19 protein-coding genes are annotated in these 19636 nt (G+C 65.9%); 1 reads left to right on the top strand and 18 read right to left on the bottom strand.

Annotated elements, in window-relative coordinates; translation table 11 throughout:
- Positions 1–114: 114 nt before the first annotated feature.
- Positions 115–771 carry a response regulator gene (locus tag DI624_RS04835; RefSeq protein ID WP_291536355.1) on the bottom strand — a complete coding sequence of 219 codons (657 nt, stop codon included), beginning with the start codon at positions 769–771 and terminating at the stop codon, positions 115–117.
- A gap of 120 nt (positions 772–891) precedes the next feature.
- Between DI624_RS04835 and DI624_RS04830 the strand changes: the two genes are divergently transcribed.
- Entirely contained in the window at positions 892–1446 is a 555-nt protein-coding gene (locus tag DI624_RS04830) for a hypothetical protein (RefSeq protein WP_291536353.1), read from the top strand.
- 43 nt (positions 1447–1489) lie between these two features.
- Here the strand turns inward: DI624_RS04830 and DI624_RS04825 are convergent, their stop codons facing one another.
- From DI624_RS04825 to DI624_RS04745, 17 genes are all read right to left on the bottom strand, one after another.
- The gene (locus tag DI624_RS04825) at positions 1490–2194 is read right to left on the bottom strand and encodes an ABC transporter ATP-binding protein (protein WP_291536352.1); all 705 of its coding nucleotides are present in this window, start codon (positions 2192–2194) and stop codon (positions 1490–1492) included.
- On the bottom strand, positions 2187–3467 hold the full coding sequence (locus DI624_RS04820; protein ID WP_291536382.1) for a lipoprotein-releasing ABC transporter permease subunit: 1281 nt from the start codon (positions 3465–3467) through the stop codon (positions 2187–2189). The genes DI624_RS04825 and DI624_RS04820 overlap by 8 nt, the downstream gene beginning before the upstream one ends.
- Before the next feature lie 2 nt (positions 3468–3469).
- The gene (gene proS / locus DI624_RS04815) at positions 3470–4786 is read right to left on the bottom strand and encodes a proline--tRNA ligase (protein ID WP_291536350.1); all 1317 of its coding nucleotides are present in this window, start codon (positions 4784–4786) and stop codon (positions 3470–3472) included.
- A 78-nt stretch (positions 4787–4864) separates the two neighbouring features.
- On the bottom strand, positions 4865–5131 hold the full coding sequence (locus DI624_RS04810) for a DUF1467 family protein (protein ID WP_291536349.1): 267 nt from the start codon (positions 5129–5131) through the stop codon (positions 4865–4867).
- A 125-nt stretch (positions 5132–5256) separates the two neighbouring features.
- Positions 5257–6135, bottom strand: a complete 879-nt coding sequence (locus tag DI624_RS04805; RefSeq protein ID WP_291536381.1) for a hypothetical protein — start codon at positions 6133–6135, stop codon at positions 5257–5259.
- 84 nt (positions 6136–6219) lie between these two features.
- The gene (locus tag DI624_RS04800; protein ID WP_291536348.1) at positions 6220–7893 is read right to left on the bottom strand and encodes a ribonuclease J; all 1674 of its coding nucleotides are present in this window, start codon (positions 7891–7893) and stop codon (positions 6220–6222) included.
- The gene (locus DI624_RS04795) at positions 7894–8673 is read right to left on the bottom strand and encodes a type III pantothenate kinase (protein WP_291536380.1); all 780 of its coding nucleotides are present in this window, start codon (positions 8671–8673) and stop codon (positions 7894–7896) included. It lies immediately after the preceding gene.
- On the bottom strand, positions 8670–9419 hold the full coding sequence (locus DI624_RS04790; RefSeq protein ID WP_291536347.1) for a biotin--[acetyl-CoA-carboxylase] ligase: 750 nt from the start codon (positions 9417–9419) through the stop codon (positions 8670–8672). The genes DI624_RS04795 and DI624_RS04790 overlap by 4 nt, the downstream gene beginning before the upstream one ends.
- 4 nt (positions 9420–9423) lie before the next feature.
- Positions 9424–10866, bottom strand: a complete 1443-nt coding sequence (gene nuoN / locus DI624_RS04785) for an NADH-quinone oxidoreductase subunit NuoN (protein ID WP_291536346.1) — start codon at positions 10864–10866, stop codon at positions 9424–9426.
- A gap of 9 nt (positions 10867–10875) precedes the next feature.
- Entirely contained in the window at positions 10876–12360 is a 1485-nt protein-coding gene (locus tag DI624_RS04780; RefSeq protein WP_291536345.1) for an NADH-quinone oxidoreductase subunit M, read from the bottom strand.
- A 4-nt stretch (positions 12361–12364) separates the two neighbouring features.
- The gene (gene nuoL, locus DI624_RS04775) at positions 12365–14482 is read right to left on the bottom strand and encodes an NADH-quinone oxidoreductase subunit L (protein ID WP_291536343.1); all 2118 of its coding nucleotides are present in this window, start codon (positions 14480–14482) and stop codon (positions 12365–12367) included.
- 2 nt (positions 14483–14484) lie between these two features.
- Positions 14485–14790 (bottom strand): NADH-quinone oxidoreductase subunit NuoK, encoded by a 306-nt coding sequence (nuoK, locus tag DI624_RS04770; protein WP_017503985.1) that lies wholly within the window; start codon positions 14788–14790, stop codon positions 14485–14487.
- Complete coding sequence (locus DI624_RS04765; protein ID WP_291536342.1) at positions 14790–15416, bottom strand: NADH-quinone oxidoreductase subunit J; 627 nt, start codon at positions 15414–15416, stop codon at positions 14790–14792. Before DI624_RS04765 ends, nuoK begins: the two co-directional genes overlap by 1 nt.
- A 72-nt stretch (positions 15417–15488) precedes the next feature.
- A complete protein-coding gene (gene nuoI / locus DI624_RS04760) occupies positions 15489–15980 on the bottom strand; it encodes an NADH-quinone oxidoreductase subunit NuoI (RefSeq protein WP_017503987.1) in 492 nt (163 codons plus the stop codon).
- Between the two features lie 40 nt (positions 15981–16020).
- Positions 16021–17094, bottom strand: a complete 1074-nt coding sequence (gene nuoH / locus DI624_RS04755) for an NADH-quinone oxidoreductase subunit NuoH (RefSeq protein ID WP_291536335.1) — start codon at positions 17092–17094, stop codon at positions 16021–16023.
- A gap of 3 nt (positions 17095–17097) precedes the next feature.
- A complete protein-coding gene (gene nuoG / locus DI624_RS04750) occupies positions 17098–19143 on the bottom strand; it encodes an NADH-quinone oxidoreductase subunit NuoG (RefSeq protein ID WP_291536334.1) in 2046 nt (681 codons plus the stop codon).
- Positions 19143–19634 carry a hypothetical protein gene (locus DI624_RS04745; RefSeq protein WP_291536332.1) on the bottom strand — a complete coding sequence of 164 codons (492 nt, stop codon included), beginning with the start codon at positions 19632–19634 and terminating at the stop codon, positions 19143–19145. Before DI624_RS04745 ends, nuoG begins: the two co-directional genes overlap by 1 nt.
- Between the last annotated feature and the right edge of the window lie 2 nt (positions 19635–19636).

The raw sequence follows: 19636 nt of genomic DNA, 5'->3' as shown, positions 1-19636 counted from the left end.
CCAGACGAAGCCGCCGCAGCAAGCCAGCGACAACATATCCCTCACCAAACGCGGCATGGCTTTTCCGACCTCGCAACTGTTCTCCGTCTGTTCTATGTTCTCTATGCGTTCTCGTCAAGCGTCGGTGGCGACGAAGCCCAGCCGCGTCAGGGCCGAGGCCAGGGCGGCGGAGTTGGGGGACTGGGTTTTGCGCAAAAGGCTGGCGCGAAAGAACTCCACCGTGCGGGGACTGAGCGCCAGGGCCTGGGCGATCTGTTTCGTGGTGCGACCGGCCACGATGAACTCCGCCACCTGACGCTCCCGACGGGTGAAGGTCATTTGATCCTGTCGCGGCGCGCGCGACAGCGCGTCCAACGCATGCGCCGCGGCCGTCAAGAGACGCTCGGGCGGGGCGGGCTTGGTTAGAACGTTGTCGACTCCAAGCCGCATGGCGTCCACGGTCGTCAGCACATCGACGTAGGCGCTGACCAAGATCACCGCATGACGGCCGAAGGCGCAGAAGGCGCTGACCAGGTCCAGTCCCTCGATCCCCGGCAGCTTCAGATCGACAACGATCAGCGTCGGATCGGCGTCGGACGCCCACATCAGGGCGTCCAGCGGATCGCTGAATCCCACAGCCGAATACCCGGCCTCGCGGAAAGTCAGCAGCGTCACCTCAAGGATCAGCGCGTCGTCGTCGATCACGACGATTTCGAAACGGGAGTCACCCTGGCTGTTTGGAGCGAAGGCCGGGTCGGCGTCCGTTTCGGGGCGCTTGTCTTTTGGCGCCATGGAATCCGTCATGGCGTTCGTCGTCGTTCGCATATCGCCAGAATACAGCGCCAATGCCGTCGAGGAACCTCGTAGTCACACGCAGTTGAACAGATTTTAGGCTCGGTTAAGCGATGACGGATGACGTCGCGATCCCACTGCCCCGCCTCTCCGGCCGCGAGCCAGGAAGCGGCCGTGATCGTGTTGCAGCATGACGCCGAAGCTCCGGCGTGGCCGGATATCCGCCGTTTCGTTTCCGCCAAGGCGCGCCGGGGCGGTCTATCCGGCGCCTTGATCTTCAGCGGCGGCGGCGGCCTTTGCGGCGTCGAAGGCGCGCCCGCCGCCGTCGCGCGGTTCCAGGACGTCATCACGGAGGCGCCGCACGTCCTGACCTCCCTTCTATGGAGGAAAGCATCGACCGAGCGCCGGCTGTTCTCGACGCCGGGGCTGGTTTCGCCTTTGCTCCGGCCCGCAGAAACGGCGTGGCTGGAGACGGCGATGCAACGCCAGCCATGCGATGGCGCGCGGCTGCTGGCCTTTTTGTCCTGGACCGCATTGCGCCAAGCCGAGGCCGACGCCGGCGTCATCGGTTCAGTTGCGGCCTTGGCCGAGACCTGGTCGCCGTTCGAAGAAAAGGCTGGAGGCGACGCAGACCCGACGCCTGAAATCGATCTGCTGTCGCCGACCTATTCCTGAGCCAGGACAGGACGCCACGCTGGGGACGACCGCTATCCGCAGATCAATAGGCGTGGCTTTGGGCCGCCCGCTCTTCCAGATGCCCGTCCTTCAGGGCGAAGACCCGGTCCATATGGCCGGCCAGTTCCATATTGTGGGTGGCGATCAGGGCCGCGACGCCCGTGGTCTTGGCCAGGTCGCGCAGGGATTCGAACACCGATTGGCTGGTGGCGGGGTCCAGGTTCCCGGTCGGTTCGTCGGCCAGCAGCAGGCGCGGGCCGTTGGCCAGGGCGCGGGCGATGGCCACGCGCTGCTGCTCGCCGCCCGACAGTTGCGCCGGCTGATGCGTCAGCCTCTCGCCCAGACCCAGGGCGGTCAGGGTGATGGCGGCGCGCTTGCGCGCCTCCTCCTGCCCTACCCCGGCGATCCGCATCGGCAGGGCGACATTGTCGCGGGCGTCGAACTCGGGCAGCAGATGGTGGAATTGGTAGACGAAGCCGATGCGGCCCAGACGCAGCCGGGTGCGCGCGCGTTCGTCCAGATCGCCGACCTGCTCGCCGTCGATGGCGACGGCGCCGCTGGTCGGCTTTTCCAACAGGCCGGCGGCGTGCAGCAGCGACGACTTGCCCGAACCTGACGGCCCGATCAGCCCGACCAATTCGCCCGGATAGACGTCCAGATCGACGCCTTTCAACACGGTCAGGCCGCCTTGAGCCGTCGGATAGGTGCGAGTCAGGCCGCGCACCGACAAAATAGGAGCCTTACTCATACCGGAGCGCCTCAACGGGATCGATCCGCGACGCGGTCCATGACGGCGGCAGACTGGCGATACAACTCATCAGCAGCGACCAGAAAGCCACCCAGGTCACGTCCATCGGGTCCACCAGCGCGGGAATGGCGTCCAGCATATAGACGTCGGAATCGAACAGCTTGGTCTGCAACGCCCATTCCAGGAAATGCTGGATCGAGCCGATGTTCCAGCAGAACAGCAGACCCAGCAGCAGGCCCGCCAGGGTGCCCGCGACCCCGATCATGGCGCCGGCCATGAAGAAGACGCGCAGGATGGCCGACGGGCTGGCGCCGATGGTCCGCAGGATGGCGATATCCCGCCCCTTGTTCTTCACAAGCATGACGATGCCGGAAATGATGTTCATGGCGGCGATGGCGACGACCAGACCCAGAATGATGCTCATGGCCACCCGCTCGACCTTCAGCGCGCCGTAGAAGGCGGCCAGGCGCTCGCGCCAGTCGCTGACGACCGAGCCGGGGCCGGCCGCGTCGCGGATGGCGGGGGTCAGGGCGCCGACCTGATCGGGATCGTCGACCTTGATCTCGATGGCGTCCCAGACGCCTTCCTTGCCGAAGAAGAGCTGCTGCTGCTCCAAGGGCATGAACATGAAGGCACGGTCGTAATCGGCCGCTCCCGAACGGAACAATCCGCCCACGAAATAGGTCTTTTCCAATCCGCCGAGGTTGCCGAAGGCGCTGTCGGCGCCGGTGGGCGAATAGACGGTGATGGCGTCGCCAACACGCAGCCCCAATGAGTTCGCCAAAGCGGCGCCGATCAACACCCGGTCGCCGCCATACGCACCCTGACCGAAGCTAGCGCGCTCCTGGGGCGACAGGCTGTCAAAAACGTACTGCGTTTTGGCCAGATCCTGTGGGCGGATACCCTTGACCATCACACCCGTCGTGAAGTTGCCTACGCGGATCAGGCTTTGAGCTTCGTTCAGGGGGTTGACGCTGTAGACGCCCGGTATCGCCTCGATCTTCTTCAGGACCGCGTCTCGGTCCGGCGATGTCAAAACCGGACCCTGCACATACATATGACCGTTGAAGGCCAGCATCCGGCTGAGCAGTTCCGAACGAAAACCGGACATGATGCTCATCACGCTGATCAGCACGGCGACGGCCAGCATGATGCCGATGAAGCTGATGACGGCGATGGTGGCGACGCCGCCCTCCTTGCGCTTGGCGCGCAGATAGCGAAGGGCCAGGCCGATCTCCCAGGCGGAGAAGGCGCCGGACGGACGGGACGGCAGGCTCAAGCGGTCAGCCTTTCGATAGCTTCTGCGAGCGGCACGGAAACCTTCTCGCCGGTAGCGCGACGCTTCAGCTCGACCACGCCGTCCGCCAGTCCCTTGGGACCGATGGTCAGTTGCCACGGCACGCCGATCAGATCGGCGGTGGCGAACTTGCCGCCCGGACGCTCGTCTGTGTCGTCGTACAGCACGTCCTTGCCGAGCTTCTCCAGCTGGGCGACGGCGTCCTCGCATGCGGCAGAGACGGCTTCGTCATTGGCGCGCAGATTGATCACGACCACGTCGAACGGAGCTACGGCGTCCGGCCAGATGATGCCGCCGTCGTCATGGCTGGCCTCGATGATGGCGCCCAGCAGGCGCGAGACGCCCACGCCATAGCTGCCCATATGGACCTCGGCGTCCTGGCCATCCGGCCCTGCGACCTTGGCCTTCATCGGGGCGGAGTATTTCGTGCCGAAATAGAAGATGTGCCCGACCTCGATGCCGCGCGCCGACAGGCGGTCGCCCTCCGCTGTCTCGGCCTCGAACCGGGCCGGGTCGTGCATCTCTTCGGTGGCGGCGTAGAGGGCGGTGCGTTCGTCGAAGACGGCCTGCACGGCTTCCGGGCTGAAATCGTCGCCGGGCGCGGGCATCTCGACGAGTTTGCGGTCGCAGAAGACCTCGCTCTCGCCGGTTTCGGCCAGGACGATGAACTCGTGGCTCAGGTCGCCGCCGATGGGGCCGGTGTCGGCGCGCATCGGCACGGCCTTCAAGCCGATGCGGGCGAAGGTGTTCAGATAGGCCGTAAACATCCGATTGTAGGCGACACGGGCCGAAGCCTCATCCAGGTCGAAGGAATAGGCGTCCTTCATCAGGAATTCGCGGCCGCGCATGACGCCGAAACGCGGGCGGCGCTCGTCGCGGAACTTCCACTGGATATGAAACAGGTTCAGCGGCAGGGATTTGTATGACTTCACATAGGCCCGGAAGATGTCGGTGATCATCTCCTCGTTGGTGGGGCCGTACAGCAGTTCGCGCTCGTGCCGGTCGGTAATGCGCAGCATTTCGGGGCCATAGGCGTCGTACCGTCCCGACTCCCGCCACAGATCGGCCAGTTGAAGGGTCGGCATCAGCAGTTCGACGGCGCCGGCCCGCATCTGCTCTTCACGTACGATCTGCTCGATCTTGCGCAGCACCTTCAGACCCAGCGGCAGCCAGGCGTAGATGCCGGCGGCCTCCTGCTTGATCATCCCGGCGCGCAGCATCAGCTGGTGCGACACGATCTGGGCGTCCGACGGGGCTTCCTTCAGCGTGGGCAGAAAATAGCGCGACAAGCGCATGGTCTTGAATCCTAGGCGTAGAGACGAACCAAGGCTTTAGCCGCTGGACCGGGGCGAAAGCTAGGCCGGTTGCGCGGTTTAGACCGCCGGGGCGCTGGAGAAGTCGGGCAGCGGCAGCCAGCCGGTGAAGATCAGCACCATGACGAAGGCCCAGACGATGGCGGCGACCCAGGTGGTGGTCAGGAACTTCTTTTTCAAATTGGGCGTCGCGGGCGCTCCCCATTGGGCGCCGTCGGTCGGCGGCTCGTGCGTTTCGTGCGCCGTGCCGAGCGGCAAAACCGCGAACAGCACCGTCCACCAGACGATGATGTAGATGCCGATCATGGTCAGGGGGCCGATAGGCATGACGGACCTCGCAAGATTGCCGACAGAAGACCGACAAGCCCTGGCCGTCGCGCCAGTCGGACGCAGCAGGCGGGTATGCAGCCACAGCCCCGCCTATAGCCGAACCGGCGACCTTGTCGCGACCGCTAATCGCATCGGGCGCCGAAGCCCGGCGCGCGCAGGGCCAGCAGGATGGACGACCGCGCCTGCTCGGTGATGGCGCCCGATCCCTGGAGCACGCAACCGACCGCCGTATTGGAGTTGGGCGCCAGCAGGCCATAGGTCAGGCCTTCCTTCTCCAGCCGCGCCTGCGCTCCTTTCAGCGCCCCGACCGCGCCGGCGACCCGCGCGGGATCGTCGGTGATGCGCGTCATTTCGTGCAGCGCCTCGCCCGAACTGGGAAAGTCGTAGGCTTCCGGCGTGAAGGGCGCGACTTCGGCGGACAGGCGGTCGGGATGGATGTCGATGCCGAACTTGGCGTTCTGGCTGGCCGAAAAGGCGATGGCCGGCCCCTGCTCGGGCACGACCAGAATATAGGCGTGGCGCGGAAACAGAAGATAGTGCGCTAGGAACTTCGTCACCGGCACGAAAGGCAGACCGTCGGGCCCCAGGGCGTGGGCGCCGACATAGACGCCGACCGGCAGGCTGCGGGCGTCGACCCGGCCGTTCAGCTTCAGGACCCGATCGACCATCACATGGTCCAGCAGGAAGACGCCGTCCTCGGCCTCGCGCTCCAGAAAGGCATGGATGGCGGCGGTGTCGGGCGCCGGCCCCAGATCGCGGCCATAGACGGTCGGAAAGGCGCCCGGCGGCATCGGCTGGCCGGGCGGCGGGCTGAACCACAGCACGCGCAATTCGTGCACCGTGCGGGTGAACGGGTCTTCGCCGCGAAAGGTCGACAGGCTGAGCGTCAGATTGACCAGGGCGAACAGCACGACGAATCCCGCCAGGCCCTGCCCCGCGATCACCGCCCAGCGCCGCCAGCCATGCAGCGGATGGCGGGCATGGCGAACCCGATCCAACACACGGTCCGCGCGGTTCGGCTTGTTCCACATCGGGCGCCCCAAGGGTTCGAGCGCAGACAATGCGCCCGAACGGTCAAGGTTGCATCAGACGCGCAGGACGACCGTCTCGACGATGGGGCGGCGATCCCAGACCTGCTGGCTGGCCTTTTTCAGCACGCGCGCAATGGCCTGTTCGATGACCATCTCGTCTTCCAGCGCTTCGCCCTTCAGGCCCTTGACCACCTGCTCGACCCGCTCGGCCAGGTCGTCCAGAACGTCGCCCAGCGGCTTTTGCAGGTCGCCGGGCAGGCCGACGCTGCGGATGTCGATGTCGCTGACGATGCGCCCGCGCTTGTCCAAAGCGAAGCTGACGATCAGCACGCCGTTGGTGGAGGCGTGGCGACGCTCCTTCAGCGCCTCGCCCTGCTCCGTGACCAGCATCCCGCCATCGACATAGAGGCGACCGTTGGGAACCTCGTCCACGATCTGGGCCGGTCCCGGCGCCAGGCGAACCATGTCGCCGTTGCGCGGCGTGACGGTCTCCTGGACCCCGACCTCCTTGGCCAGGTTGGCGTGTTCCAGCAGGAAGCGACGCACCCCGTGGGTCGGCACCGCGATCTGCGGCCGCGCCCATTCGTACATCTGCTTCAGTTCGTCCCGGCAGGGGTGGCCCGAAACGTGGATGCCGGGATGGTCCTTCTCGGTGTAAAGGCGCACGCCCCTGTCCGCGAGGCGGTCCTGCAGATTGCCGATGGCCAGTTCGTTGCCCGGAATCTGGCGCGACGAGAAGATGCAGTGATCGCCCAGGCCCAGCTTGACCGTCGGGTGCGTCCCGTCGGCGACGCGCGACAGCGCGGCCCTCGCCTCGCCCTGGCTGCCCGTGCACAGATACAGGATCTGGTCGGCGGGCCAGACGCGGGCCTCCTCATCGGACAGGAAGGGTTTGACGTCCTGCAACATGCCGACGTGCTTGGCTGCGGCCGTGATCCGGTGCATCGACCGCCCGGCCAGGGCCACGCGACGGCCGCAGGCCTCGGCCGCGCGGATGACGCTGTCCATGCGCGCGACGTTCGACGCGAAACAGCCAACGGCGACGCGGCCCTTCAGGGTCGAGATCAGCTTGGACAGGGCCACGGCGACATCGCCCTCGGACCCGGCGACGCCCGGCACGAAGACATTGGTGGAATCGCAGACCATGGCCAGCACGCCCTCGTCGCCCAGGGCGCGGATGGCGGGGGCGTCGGTCTGCCGGCCGATGACGGGCTGGTCGTCGATCTTCCAGTCGCCGGTGTGGAACACGAGGCCCAGCGGCGTGTCGATGGCCAGGCCGCTGGGCTCGGCGATCGAGTGGGTCATGTTGACGAAGGTGACGCCGAACGGTCCGATATCGACCGTGCCGCCCAGCGGAACCTCGATCAGTTCGACCTCGTCCAGGATGCCGCGCTCGCGCAGCTTGTCGCGGATCAGATAGGCGGTGAAAGGCGTCGCATAGACCGGGGCCTTTATGCGCGGCCACAGCCAGCCCAGCGCGCCGATGTGATCTTCATGCGCGTGGGTCAGGACGATGCCCTTGATCGTCTCGCCCTGCAGATAGGTGGGATCGGGCACGATGACGTCCACGCCCGGCGTCGACAGGTCGCCGAAGGTGACGCCGACATCGACGACCACCCACTCACGGTTCGCCTCCGGGCCAAAGCCATAGGCGTTCAGGTTCATACCGACCTCGTCCGAGCCGCCCAGCGGCAGGAAAACGAGTTCGTCTTGGTTTTGCTTTTTCATTCAGTCAGTCAGATGGGCGTTGCGACGCCAGATTGCGAGGAGGCCGCGGATAGTCAGGTCGGAATCGAAGTGGTCGATGCTGTCGGTCGCGCCTTCGAACAGGCTGGCGACGCCGCCGGTGCCGATGACCGTCATGGGCCTGCCCCATTCGGCCTTGATGCGCCCGACCAGGCCTTCGATCAGCGAAACATAGCCCCAGAAGACGCCGGATTCCATGGCCTCGACCGTGCCGCGTCCGATCACATGCTCGGGCCGCTGAATGGCGATGCGCGGCAGTTTGGCCGCCGCCTCGTGCAGGGCCTGGAGCGACAGATTGATGCCGGGCGCGATCAACCCGCCCTCGAAGGCGCCGTCGTCGGCGACGATGTCGAAGGTGGTCGCCGTGCCGCTGTCGATCACGATCAGGTCGCCGGGATAGACCAGCTTGGCGCCGATGGCGTTGACCAGCCGGTCGGCCCCCGCCTCGCTGGGCTTGGCGATGCGCACGTCGATGCCCAGCTCGACGTTCTCACCGATCACCAGGGGCTCGATGTTCAGATAGCGACGCGCGAGGTTGCGCAGGTTGAAGATCGACTGCGGCACCACGCTGGAGATGATGCATCCGGTCAGGTCCGCGACCCGCAAGCCCTTCATCACCATCAGCTGGTTCAGCCAGACGGCGTATTCATCGGCCGTGCGGCTGGCCTCCGTCGCGGCGCGCCATTGGGCGATCCAGTCGCGCCCGTCGTGAACGGCGAACAGCGTATTGGTATTGCCCTGCTCGATGGCCAGAAGCATCAGACGGTCTTCCCGAAGAAGACGTCGCCGGCGGAAATCAGCCGCACTGAACCGTCGGCCAGACGCAGACGCAGGGCGCCGTCCGGCTCCACCCCTTCGGCCAGGCCCTCGATCGTCTCATTGTCCAGGCGCGCCGTGCAGGGGCCGTTCAGACCGACCAGACGGCTGGTCCAGGCGTCCAGCACCGGCTCGAAGCCCAAGGTCTGCCAGCGGCCCCACCAGACGGCGAAGGTCTCGGCCAGGATCTCGGCGGCGGCCTCGATGGGGGGAACATAGGTCAGATCGGCGCGCAGGCGGTCGGCGACCGAGGTCGCGCCCCGTTCGGTGCCTTCCGGCGCATGGGCCAGGTTCACGCCGATTCCGATGGCCAGCCACAGGTCGCCGTTCCCATGCCGCCCGGACTCAACCAGTATGCCCGACGCCTTGACTCCGTCCAGCAGGACGTCGTTGGGCCATTTGATCGTCACCAGGGCGGGCGAGACGAAAACGTCCAGCAGATCGGCGACGGCCAGGGCCGCGACGAAGGTGGCCTGGGCGGCCTCCGCCGCCGAACGCGGCGTCGTGACCAGCAGGGTGGCGGCCAGGTTGCCCTGCTCCGTCTCCCATTTGCGGCCACGCCGCCCGCGACCGGCGGTCTGGCGGCGGGCCACGATCCAGCGCGGCCCGGCTTCCCCGGCCTCGGCCAGGCGGCGCGCCTCGGCGTTGGTCGAGTCGATCTCCTCGAGGATGACCAGGGGAGCGGGCGTCAACGCCCTACCCGTTTCCGAAGCCGGCGCTCGCGGCCTTGGTCAGGGGCTCCAGCCAGGTCAGACCGACGATCACCAACGGGAAGGCGAAGGCGGCGCAGGCCCAGCCGACCCACCGGGCCTCGGCCGGGGCCTTGTCGGTGGCGATGTCGTCGACCGGCGCATCGAACCACATCAGCTTGATGATCCGCAGATAGTAGAAGGCCGCGACGACCGAGGCGACAAGACCGGCGGCGGCGACCGGCCACAGGCCCGCATCGGCGGCGGCGCCGAACACATAGTATTTGCCCCAGAAGCCCGAGAATGGCGGCATTCCCAGCACCGACAGCGATAGCGCCGTCAGGGCGACAGCCGTCAGCGGACGGTCCTTCTTCAGACCGGCCAGATCGGCGATGCGCCGGATCGGCCGGCCCGATTTGGACAGGCTGAGCAGAATGGCGAAGAAGCCGAGCTGGTCGATGACGTAGAGCGTCATGAACATCAGCATGGCCTGCAGCCCCTCGGCCGTTCCCGCCGCAATGCCCAGCAGGGCATAACCGATGTTGGCGATCGACGAATAGGCCAGCAGACGCTGGATGTCCTTCTGCGCCAGGCCGCCGAAGGCGCCGACGACGAAGCTGATCACCGAAATGGCGATCAGGACCTGCGACCATTGGGCGTGGGCGTCGCCGAAACCGGCTTCCAGCGCGCGGGCGATCAGCACCATGGCCGCCACCTTGGGCGCCGTGGCGAACAGGGCCACGACCGGCGTCGGCGCGCCTTCGTAGACATCGGGCGTCCACATGTGGAACGGCGCGGCGGAAACCTTGAACGCCAGGCCGCAGATCAGGAAGACCAGGCCGAAGACCAGGCCCGGGCCGGGATTGTCGGCGGCGACGGCGGCGATGTCCTCGAACCGCATCGAACCGGCGAAGCCGTAGATCAGGCTGGCGCCGTACAGCAGCAGGCCCGACGACAGGGCGCCCAGGACGAAATACTTCAGACCCGCTTCGGACGCTTTGACGTCGTTGCGGTGGAAGGCGGCCAGGACATAGAGGGCCAACGAATGCAGCTCGATCCCGACATACATGGAGATCAGGTCGCCCGAGGACGCCATCATGCCCATGCCGGCCGAGGCCAGCACGATCAGGACCGGATATTCGAACTTGGCGATGCGCGTGCGCGCCATCCAACCGTCGCCCAGCACGACCGCGACGGCGGCCGACAGATAGATCAGGCTCTTGGCGTAGATGGCCAGCGGATCGGCGACATAGGCGCCGTTGAAGGCCACGCCCCACGGGCCGACGATGGCGACAACGGCGGCGGCGATCAGCAGCAGGACCGATAGGATGGACACCAGGCGAGCGCTCTTGTCGCCGACGAAGGCGCCGACCATCAGCAGGACCAGGGCGCCGACCGCGAGGGTGACTTCCGAGGCGGCGAGATGCAGGGCGGAGGACAGATCAGGCATCTTTAAGTCTCACCCGCCGATCGCGGCGCGATAGGCGCTGGTCAGGGCCTCGACGGCAGGCCCGGTGTAATCGAGGACGGAGGCCGGATGGACCCCCAGCCAGAGGGTCCCGACGATCAGCGGCACGAACAGCAGCAGTTCGCGCTTGTCGATGTCGGCTATGGTTTCCAGCTTCGGATTGGTGATCTCGCCGAACATGACCGCCCGATAGAGGGTCAGCGCATAGACCGCCGAGAAGATCACGCCCGACGCCGCCACCAGCGCCGCCCAGGTCGAGGCGTGATAGGCGCCGGTCATGGTCAGCACTTCGCCGATGAAGCCCGAGGTGCCCGGCAGACCGACGTTGGCCATGGTGAACATCAGGAAGATGGCGGCGTACCACGGCATCCTGGACGTCAGGCCGCCGTAGAAGGCGATCTCGCGGGTGTGCATCCGGTCGTAGACGACGCCGACGCACAGGAACAGCGCGCCCGAAATCAGGCCGTGACTGATCATCTGGAAGATGGCGCCCTGCATGCCGATGTCGTTGCCCGAGAAGATGCCCAGGGTGACGAAGCCCATGTGGGCCACGGACGAATAGGCGATCAGCTTCTTGATGTCCGTCTGACGCCAGGCGACCAGCGACGTATAGACGATGGCGATCACCGACAGGGTGAAGACCAGCGGGCGGAACATCTCCGACGCCTGCGGGAACATCGGCACGTTGAACAGGATGAAGCCGTAGCCGCCCAGTTTCAGCAGAATGCCGGCCAGGATGACGGAACCGGCCGTCGGCGCCTGGACGTGGGCATCGGGCAGCCAGGTGTGAACCGGCCACATCGGCATCTTGACCGCAAACGAGGCGAAGAAGGCCAGCCAGAGGATCGGCTGGACGGCCGGGTCGAAGGCGAAGCGCTTCAGTTCGGGAATGCTGGTGGTGCCGGCTTCGTGCGCCATCCACAGCATGGCCAGCAGCATCAGCACCGACCCCAGCAGGGTGTAGAGGAAGAATTTGTAGGCCGCGTAGATCCGGTTCTGACCGCCCCAGATGCCGATGATCAGGAACATCGGGACCAGGGTGCCTTCGAAGAAGATGTAGAACAGGAACAGGTCCAGCGCGGTGAACACCCCGATGACCAGCGTCTCCAGCACCAGGAAGGCGATCATATATTCGACGACGCGCGTCTCGACCGACTTCCAGCTGGCCAGGATGCAGATCGGCATCAGGAAGGCGGTCAGCAGCACGAACAGGACCGAAATCCCGTCGACGCCCAGGTGATAGCTGGCGCCCGCGAACCAGGGGACCAGTTCCACGAACTGATAGCCGGTGTTCGCCGGATCGAAGCCGGCGACCAGCACGACCGAGACCGCCAGCACGACCAGAGTGGTGATCAGCGCGATCCAGCGCGCGGCCGGCGCGGCGGCGTCCGCAGTCTTGGACGTCAGCCGGGCGAAGAAGATCGCCAGGGCCCCGACCAGGGGCAGGAATGTAACGAGGCTCAGAATGTAGGGCACGAGATCAGGCTCCCCACGCGAGGATGGCGAAGGTGAGCAGACCGGCGACCCCCAGCAGCATCACGAAGGCGTAGTGATAGACATAGCCGGACTGGATCTTGGCCAGTCGAGCGGCGGATTTCAGCGAGACCCAGGCGGCGCCGTTCGGCCCCAGCCCGTCGATGATCTTCACGTCGCAGATCTTCCAGAAGAAGTTCCCTATGGCGCGCAAGCCGCGCACGAACACGAAGTCGTACAACTCGTCGAAATACCACTTGTTGTAGAGGAAGCGGTAGATGACGCCGTCGCGCGCCGCCATCCGTGCGCCCATGCCTTCACGGGCGACATAGATCCAGTAGGCGAAGGCCGTGCCGATCAGCGTCAGGATCAGCGGCGACCACTTCACCCAGGTCGGGACCGAGTGGCTTTCGTGCAGGACGTGGTTGTGCTCGCCGGTGAAGATGGCCCCGCGCCAGAACTCGTGTTCGTGGTGGCCGATGAAGTGCGGCGCGAAGACGAAGCCTGCGGCGACCGCCCCGACCGACAGCAGGATCAGCGGGATCAGCATGACCGGCGGGCTTTCGTGCGGATGCAGCGGGCCATGATGGCCGTGATCGTCGTGGGCGTGATCGTCATGCGCGGCATGGGCGACCGCATGGCCGTGATCGTCGGCGTCGGGCAGCGGCTCGGAGTGGGTTTCCAACTGCGCGTCCGTGGCGTGATCGTCGGCGTGATGCGCCCCCTCTTCCTTCCACACCGGCTTGTTGTGGAAGGTCATGAAGACCAGACGCCACGAATAGTAGGCGGTCAGGCCGGCGGCGATGATGCCGACGAAGAAGGCGAACAGGCCCACTGCGCTGTGGCCGCCGGCGGCCGAGGCGTAGGCGCTCTCGATGATCGAATCCTTCGAATAGAAGCCGGCGAAGCCGCCGACGCCGGGGATGCCCAGACCGGTGATGGCGATGGTGCCGATGGTCATCACCGCATAGGTGACGGGCAGCAGCTTCCACAGGCCGCCCATCTTGCGCATGTCCTGCTCGTGATGCATCCCGTGAATCACCGAACCGGCGCCTAGGAACAACAGGGCCTTGAAGAAGGCGTGGGTGAACAGGTGGAACATGGCGGCCTGATAGGCGCCGACGCCCGCCGCAAAGAACATATAGCCCAGCTGCGAACAGGTCGAATAGGCGATCACCCGCTTGATGTCGTTCTGCGTCAGGCCGACCGTGGCGGCGAACAGGGCCGTGATCGCGCCGATGATGGCGATGATCTGCGAGGCGCCCGGCGCATACTCATAGATCGGCGACAACAGGCAGACCATATAGACGCCGGCCGTGACCATGGTCGCCGCGTGGATCAGCGCCGACACCGGCGTCGGACCTTCCATCGCGTCCGGCAGCCAGGTGTGCAGGAAGAACTGGGCCGACTTGCCCATTGCGCCGATGAACAGCAGGAATCCGGCCAAATCCAGCGCGGACCACTGGACGCCCAGGAACTCCCACGTTGTACCGGCCTTGGTCGCGATCAGCGGGAACAGCTCGGCGAAGTTGATGGTGCCGTACATCCAGAAGATCGTCATGATCCCCAGGATGAAGCCGAAGTCGCCTACACGGTTGACGACGAAGGCCTTGATGGCGGCGGCGCTGGCCGTCGGCTTCTTGAACCAGAAACCGATCAGCAGATAGGACGCCAGCCCCACCCCTTCCCAGCCGAAGAAGATCTGCATGAAGTCGGCGGCCGTCACCAGCGCCAGCATCATGAAGGTGAACAAGGACAGATAGGCGAAGAAGCGCGGCCGGCTGTCGTCCTCGGCCATGTAGCCCCAGGAATACAGGTGAACCAGCGACGACACGCTCGTCACCACGATCAGCATGGTCGCCGACAGGGCGTCGATGCGGATCGACCAGGCCGACTGGAAGTCGCCCACATTGATGAAGGGCGCCAGGCGGATGGTGAAGGGCTCCAGATGGCCCCAAGTCCATTGGCCGAACACCGTCCAGGCCACGGCGCACGAGAAGAACAGCAGGCCGGTGGTAATGGCCTGCGACGGGATATTGCCGATCCGGCGTCCGAAGAAGCCGGCGATGGCCGCGCCCAGCAGCGGGGCGAATATCCCCAGGATGATAAGGGTGTGGAAGTTCACGCTCAGCCCTTCATCACGGAGGCGTCGTCGACGGCGATGTCGCCGCGGTTGCGGAAGAAGGTCACCAGGATCGCCAGGCCGACGGCGGCCTCGGCGGCGGCGACGGTCAGGACGAACATCGCCATGATCTGTCCGCTGATCTCGTTCAGATAGGTCGAGAAGGCGACGAAGTTGATGTTCACGGCCAAGAGGATCAGCTCGATCGACATCAGGATGATGATGACGTTCTTGCGGTTCACGAAAATGCCGAACACCCCGATGGTGAACAGGATCGCGGCGACCGTCAGATAATGGGTCAGACCGATCATCACAGAAGCTCCTCGGCGCTGACGCCTTCGCCCGTGGCGGCGGGCTTGATCTCGACCGACTTGAGACGGTCGCGGTTCACCTGATCGCCCGGGTTCTGGCGCTTGATATGCGGCTTGTGGCGAAGCGTCAGGGTGATGGCGCCGATCATGGCGATCAGCAGCACGATCCCGGCCGCCTGGAAGAAATAGACGTAGTCGGTGTAGAGCACGCGACCGATGGCCTCGACATTGGTGACGCTGGCGTCCGGCGCGCCCGGCGCCGGCAGGCCCGCCGCCGCCCCGCCCTGCACCACGGCGACCGACACGATGATCATCTCGGCCAGCAGCACGGCGGCGATCACGGCCCCCAGCGGCAGATAGCGCGCATAGCCTTCGCGCAGCTTCACGAAGTCCACGTCCAGCATCATGACGACGAACAGGAACAGCACCGCGACCGCGCCCACATAGACGACGACCAGCAGCATCGCCAGGAACTCGGCCCCCAGCAGCACGAACAGGCCGGCCGAGGAGAAGAAGGCCAGGATCAGCCAGAGCACGCTGTGCACGGGGTTGCGCGCGGTCACGACCAGAAGGCCGGAAACCGTGGCGACCGCAGCCAGCAGATAGAAGGCTATGCCTTGCAGCATGTCGGGACGAAGCCCCTTTCGTCTCGGCCGCGACCCCTTTCGGAATCGGCGACCTGTTTTGCGAGATGCGCCTTAGCGGTAAGGCGCGTCGAGTTCCAGATTCTTGGCGATCTGCCGTTCCCAGCGGTCGCCGTTGTCGAGCAGGCGTTGCTTGTCGTAGAGCAGCTCCTCGCGCGTCTCGACGGCGAATTCGGAGTTCGGCCCCTCCACGATGGCGTCCACCGGGCAGGCCTCCTGGCACAGGCCGCAGTAGATGCATTTGACCATGTCGATGTCGTAGCGGGTCGTGCGGCGGCTGCCGTCGGCGCGCGGTTCGGCCTCGATGGTGATGGCCTGGGCCGGGCAGATGGCTTCGCACAGCTTGCAGGCGATGCAGCGTTCCTCGCCGTTCGCATAGCGGCGCAGCGCGTGCTCGCCCCGGAAGCGCGGCGACTGCGGATTGCGCTCGAACGGATAGTTCACGGTCATCTTGGGCCGCGCCATATATTTCAGCGACAGGCCGATGGCGCCGATGACGTCCAGCATCATCGCGCCCTTGGTCGCCTGGACGATACGGGTGAACATCAGCACTTATCCTTGAGAGCAGGCGTCTTCGGCGCGACCATCACGACCCCACCACGAACACGCGCCAGGCCGAGACGATGACGACCGCGACCAGCGACGTCGGCAGGAAGATCTTCCACCCCAGACGCATCAGCTGGTCATAGCGATAGCGCGGCACGAAGGCCTTCACCATCGAGATCATGACGAACCAGAAGACCGTCTTGGCCATGAAGGTCAGCAGATAGACCGTATAGGCGATCCAGGCCGGCAGCCCATCCATCCAGGCCTGCGGCACGCCGGGATTCCAGCCCCCGAAGAACAGCAGGCTGATCATCGCCGACATGAAGACGATGTTGACGTATTCGCCCATCATGAACAGCAGATACGGCGTCGAGCTGTATTCGACCTGATAGCCGGCGACCAGTTCGGACTCGGCCTCGGGCAGGTCGAACGGCGGGCGGTTGGTCTCGGCCAGGGCCGAGATGAAGAAGATGATCGACATCGGGAACAGGATCACGACCAGCGGCCAGGTGTCGGCGCCGCCGCCGAACCCGTACCAGTTCCAGAACATCCCCTTCTGACTGTCGACGATGGCCGACAGGTTCATGGTGCCGGCCAGCAGGATCACATTGATGATGATCAGGCCCAGCGAGACTTCATACGACACCATCTGCGCCGCCGAACGCAGCGATCCCAGGAACGGATACTTCGAGTTCGAAGCCCAGCCGCCCATGATGATGCCGTAAACGCCGAGCGACGACACCGCGAAGATATACAGGATGCCGACGTTCAGGTCCGACACCACCCAGCCGGGGGCGAACGGAATGACCGCCCACGCCATGAAGGCCAGGATGACGGTGATGATCGGGGCGATGATGAAGACCGCCTTGTCCGCACCGGCCGGGATCACGACCTCCTTCAGCACGAACTTGATCATGTCCGCAAAGGACTGAAGCAGGCCGAAGGGACCGACAACGTTCGGCCCCTTGCGCATCTGCACGCCGGCCCAGACCTTGCGGTCGGCCAGCAGCAGGAAGGCGACGGCGATCAGCACGCCGACCGTGATCAGCAGGACCTGACCGACCGTGATCAGCGTCCAGCCCAGCGGCGTGGCCCAGAAGGAAACGGGGTCCATGGCTTACTCCGCCGCCATTGCGACCGGCTGGGTCCGCAGGGCGGACAGCTCGGCCATCGTCGCGCTGGCGCGCGCGATCGGGTTGGAAAGATAGGGGTCGGCCACGACCGAGACGAAGGCGCGGTCGCCCAGGTCGCCCTCGACGCCCAGCGACGCCACATCGAACATCGTCGGCGCCGGCAGATAGTCGATCCGGCCGAACGTCGGATGGTCGCCCATCAGCTTGGCGCGCAGCTGCTCCAGGGTGTCGTAAGGCAGCGTCCGATCGACCCGGGCCGACAGGGCCCGGATGACGGCCCAGTCTTCCTTGGCCTCGCCCTTGGGGAAGACGACCCGTTCGGCCATCTGCACACGGCCTTCGGTGTTGACGTAAAGCCCCGACTTCTCGGTGTAGGCCGCGCCCGGCAGGATGACGTCGGCGCCGTGCGCGCCGCGGTCGCCATGGCTGCCCAGATAGACGCGGAAGGCGTTCGAACCGGTCGGATCGACTTCGTCCGCGCCCAGCAGGAACAGAACGTCCAGCGCATCGGGCTTCAGCATCTCAGAGACCGTGAGGCCGCCGTCCGCCGGCACGAAGCCCATGTCCAGACCGCCCACGCGAGCCGCGGCGTGATGCAGGACGTTGAAGCCGTTCCAGCCGTCGGTCACGACGCCGACCTTCCTGGCCAGGGCGCCCAGGGCGTTCAGGACGGCCGAGCCGCCCTCACCGCCCAGCGCGCCGGCGCCGACGACGATCGCCGGACGCTCGGCCTTGGTCAGGAAGTCCAACGCCGACTTGGGCAGCTTGGCCAGGGTCTGCGAACCGGCGCCCAGATAGACGTAGTCGAACGTCAGATCGGCCTGTTCGCCGATGACGCCGATTTCCATCCCGCCCTTCAGCCAGGCCTTGCGCAGACGGGCGTTCAGCAATGGCGCCTCGGTGCGCGGATTGGCGCCGACGATCAGGACGGCGTCAGCCTTCTCAATGCCTTCGAGGCCGGAGTTGAACAGCCAGCCCTCGCGCGGGCCGTAACCCAAGGCGGCGCCGTCCTGGCGGCAATCGGTGTTGTTCGAGCCCAGGGCGCGGAACAGGTCCAGCGCCGCCTTCATCGACTCGGCGTCCTGCAGGTCGCCCGCGATCGCGCCGATACGGTCGGCCGGCGCAGCCTTGATCTTGGCGGCGACGGCGTCCAGCGCCTCGTTCCAGGTTGCGGCGCGCAGGCGGCCGTTCTCGCGGATCCACGGCCGGTCCAGGCGGCGCGCGGTCAGGCCGTCGACGACATAGCGGCTCTTGTCCGACAGCCACTCCTCGTTGATCCCCTCGTTCACGCGCGGCAGCACGCGCATGACTTCGGACCCGCGATAGTCGGCGCGGATGTTCGAGCCCAGGGCGTCCATGACGTCGATGGTCTCGGTCTTCTTCAGTTCCCACGGACGATAGTGGTACTGCCACGGACGGTGCGTCAGGGCGCCGACCGGGCACAGGTCGTTGACGTTGCCCGACAGTTCCGAGTCGATGTTCTTTTCCAGATAGGTCGTGATCTCGGCGTCCTCGCCGCGCGAGATCATGCCGATGTCCGGCACGCCGGCGACCTCGGTGATGAACCGGACGCAGCGCGTGCATTGGATGCAGCGGGTCATGAAGGTCTTGACCGTCGGACCCATGTTCTTTTCTTCGACCGCGCGCTTGTTCTCCGAATAGCGCGAACCGTCGCGGCCGTAGCCGACCGACTGGTCCTGCAGGTCGCACTCGCCGCCCTGGTCGCAGATCGGGCAGTCCAGCGGGTGGTTGATGAGCAGGAATTCCATCACCCCTTCGCGGGCCTTCCTGACCATCGGCGTGTCGGTGAAGATTTCCTGGCCGTCGGCGGCCGGCAGGGCGCACGAGGCCTGGGGCTTTGGCGGTCCAGGCTTCACTTCGACCAGGCACATGCGGCAGTTGCCGGCGATGGACAGGCGTTCGTGGTAGCAGAAACGCGGGATTTCCTGCCCCGCGCGTTCGGCGACCTGGAGCACGGTCATGCCGGGCTCGAACTCGGTTTCGACGCCGTTGACCTTGGCGACTGGCATCAGCGGGCCTCTTCTTCAGCGGGAACGGCCAGATCGGCGCGGTCCGTCGTCCCGTCAGGGAGCGTCTGTGTGATGGTGATCGTGTCGCCGTCCAGGACGTAGCGGATCACCGGGTCGCCCGACTGGTTCATCCAGCGAACGAGCGTTTCATCGGGCAGATCGAGCGGCTTCCATACGATCAGATCGTTGTCCACGCGGCAGTCGGCGCGCATCCGCCCGCCGTCGACCGGCGCGCGCCAGGACGCACGAACCACGCCGTTCTGAACGCTCTCGACCGTTATGGCCCCCGGCTCCTGGCCATGAATCCGGGCCAGACCGGCCTGGCACACGCGGCGCAGTTCGCCGGCGGCCAGAACCTCGGGCGCCGCCTGAACCGCGTTCGACGTCGCGACCTCGGCCGAACCCTTTTCCGCGGGCGTGGGCGCAGTTTCACGCTCGCCGCAGGCGGCGAGAGCGAAGGCTCCGATCACGATGGCGGGCGAAAGGCGCATCC

Origin of the sequence: Brevundimonas sp. (assembly GCF_003248455.1) — a bacterium.
GTDB lineage: Bacteria > Pseudomonadota > Alphaproteobacteria > Caulobacterales > Caulobacteraceae > Brevundimonas.
The sequence above is the reverse complement of the archived record's forward strand: the minus strand, read 5'-3'. Positions and strand labels throughout refer to the sequence as shown.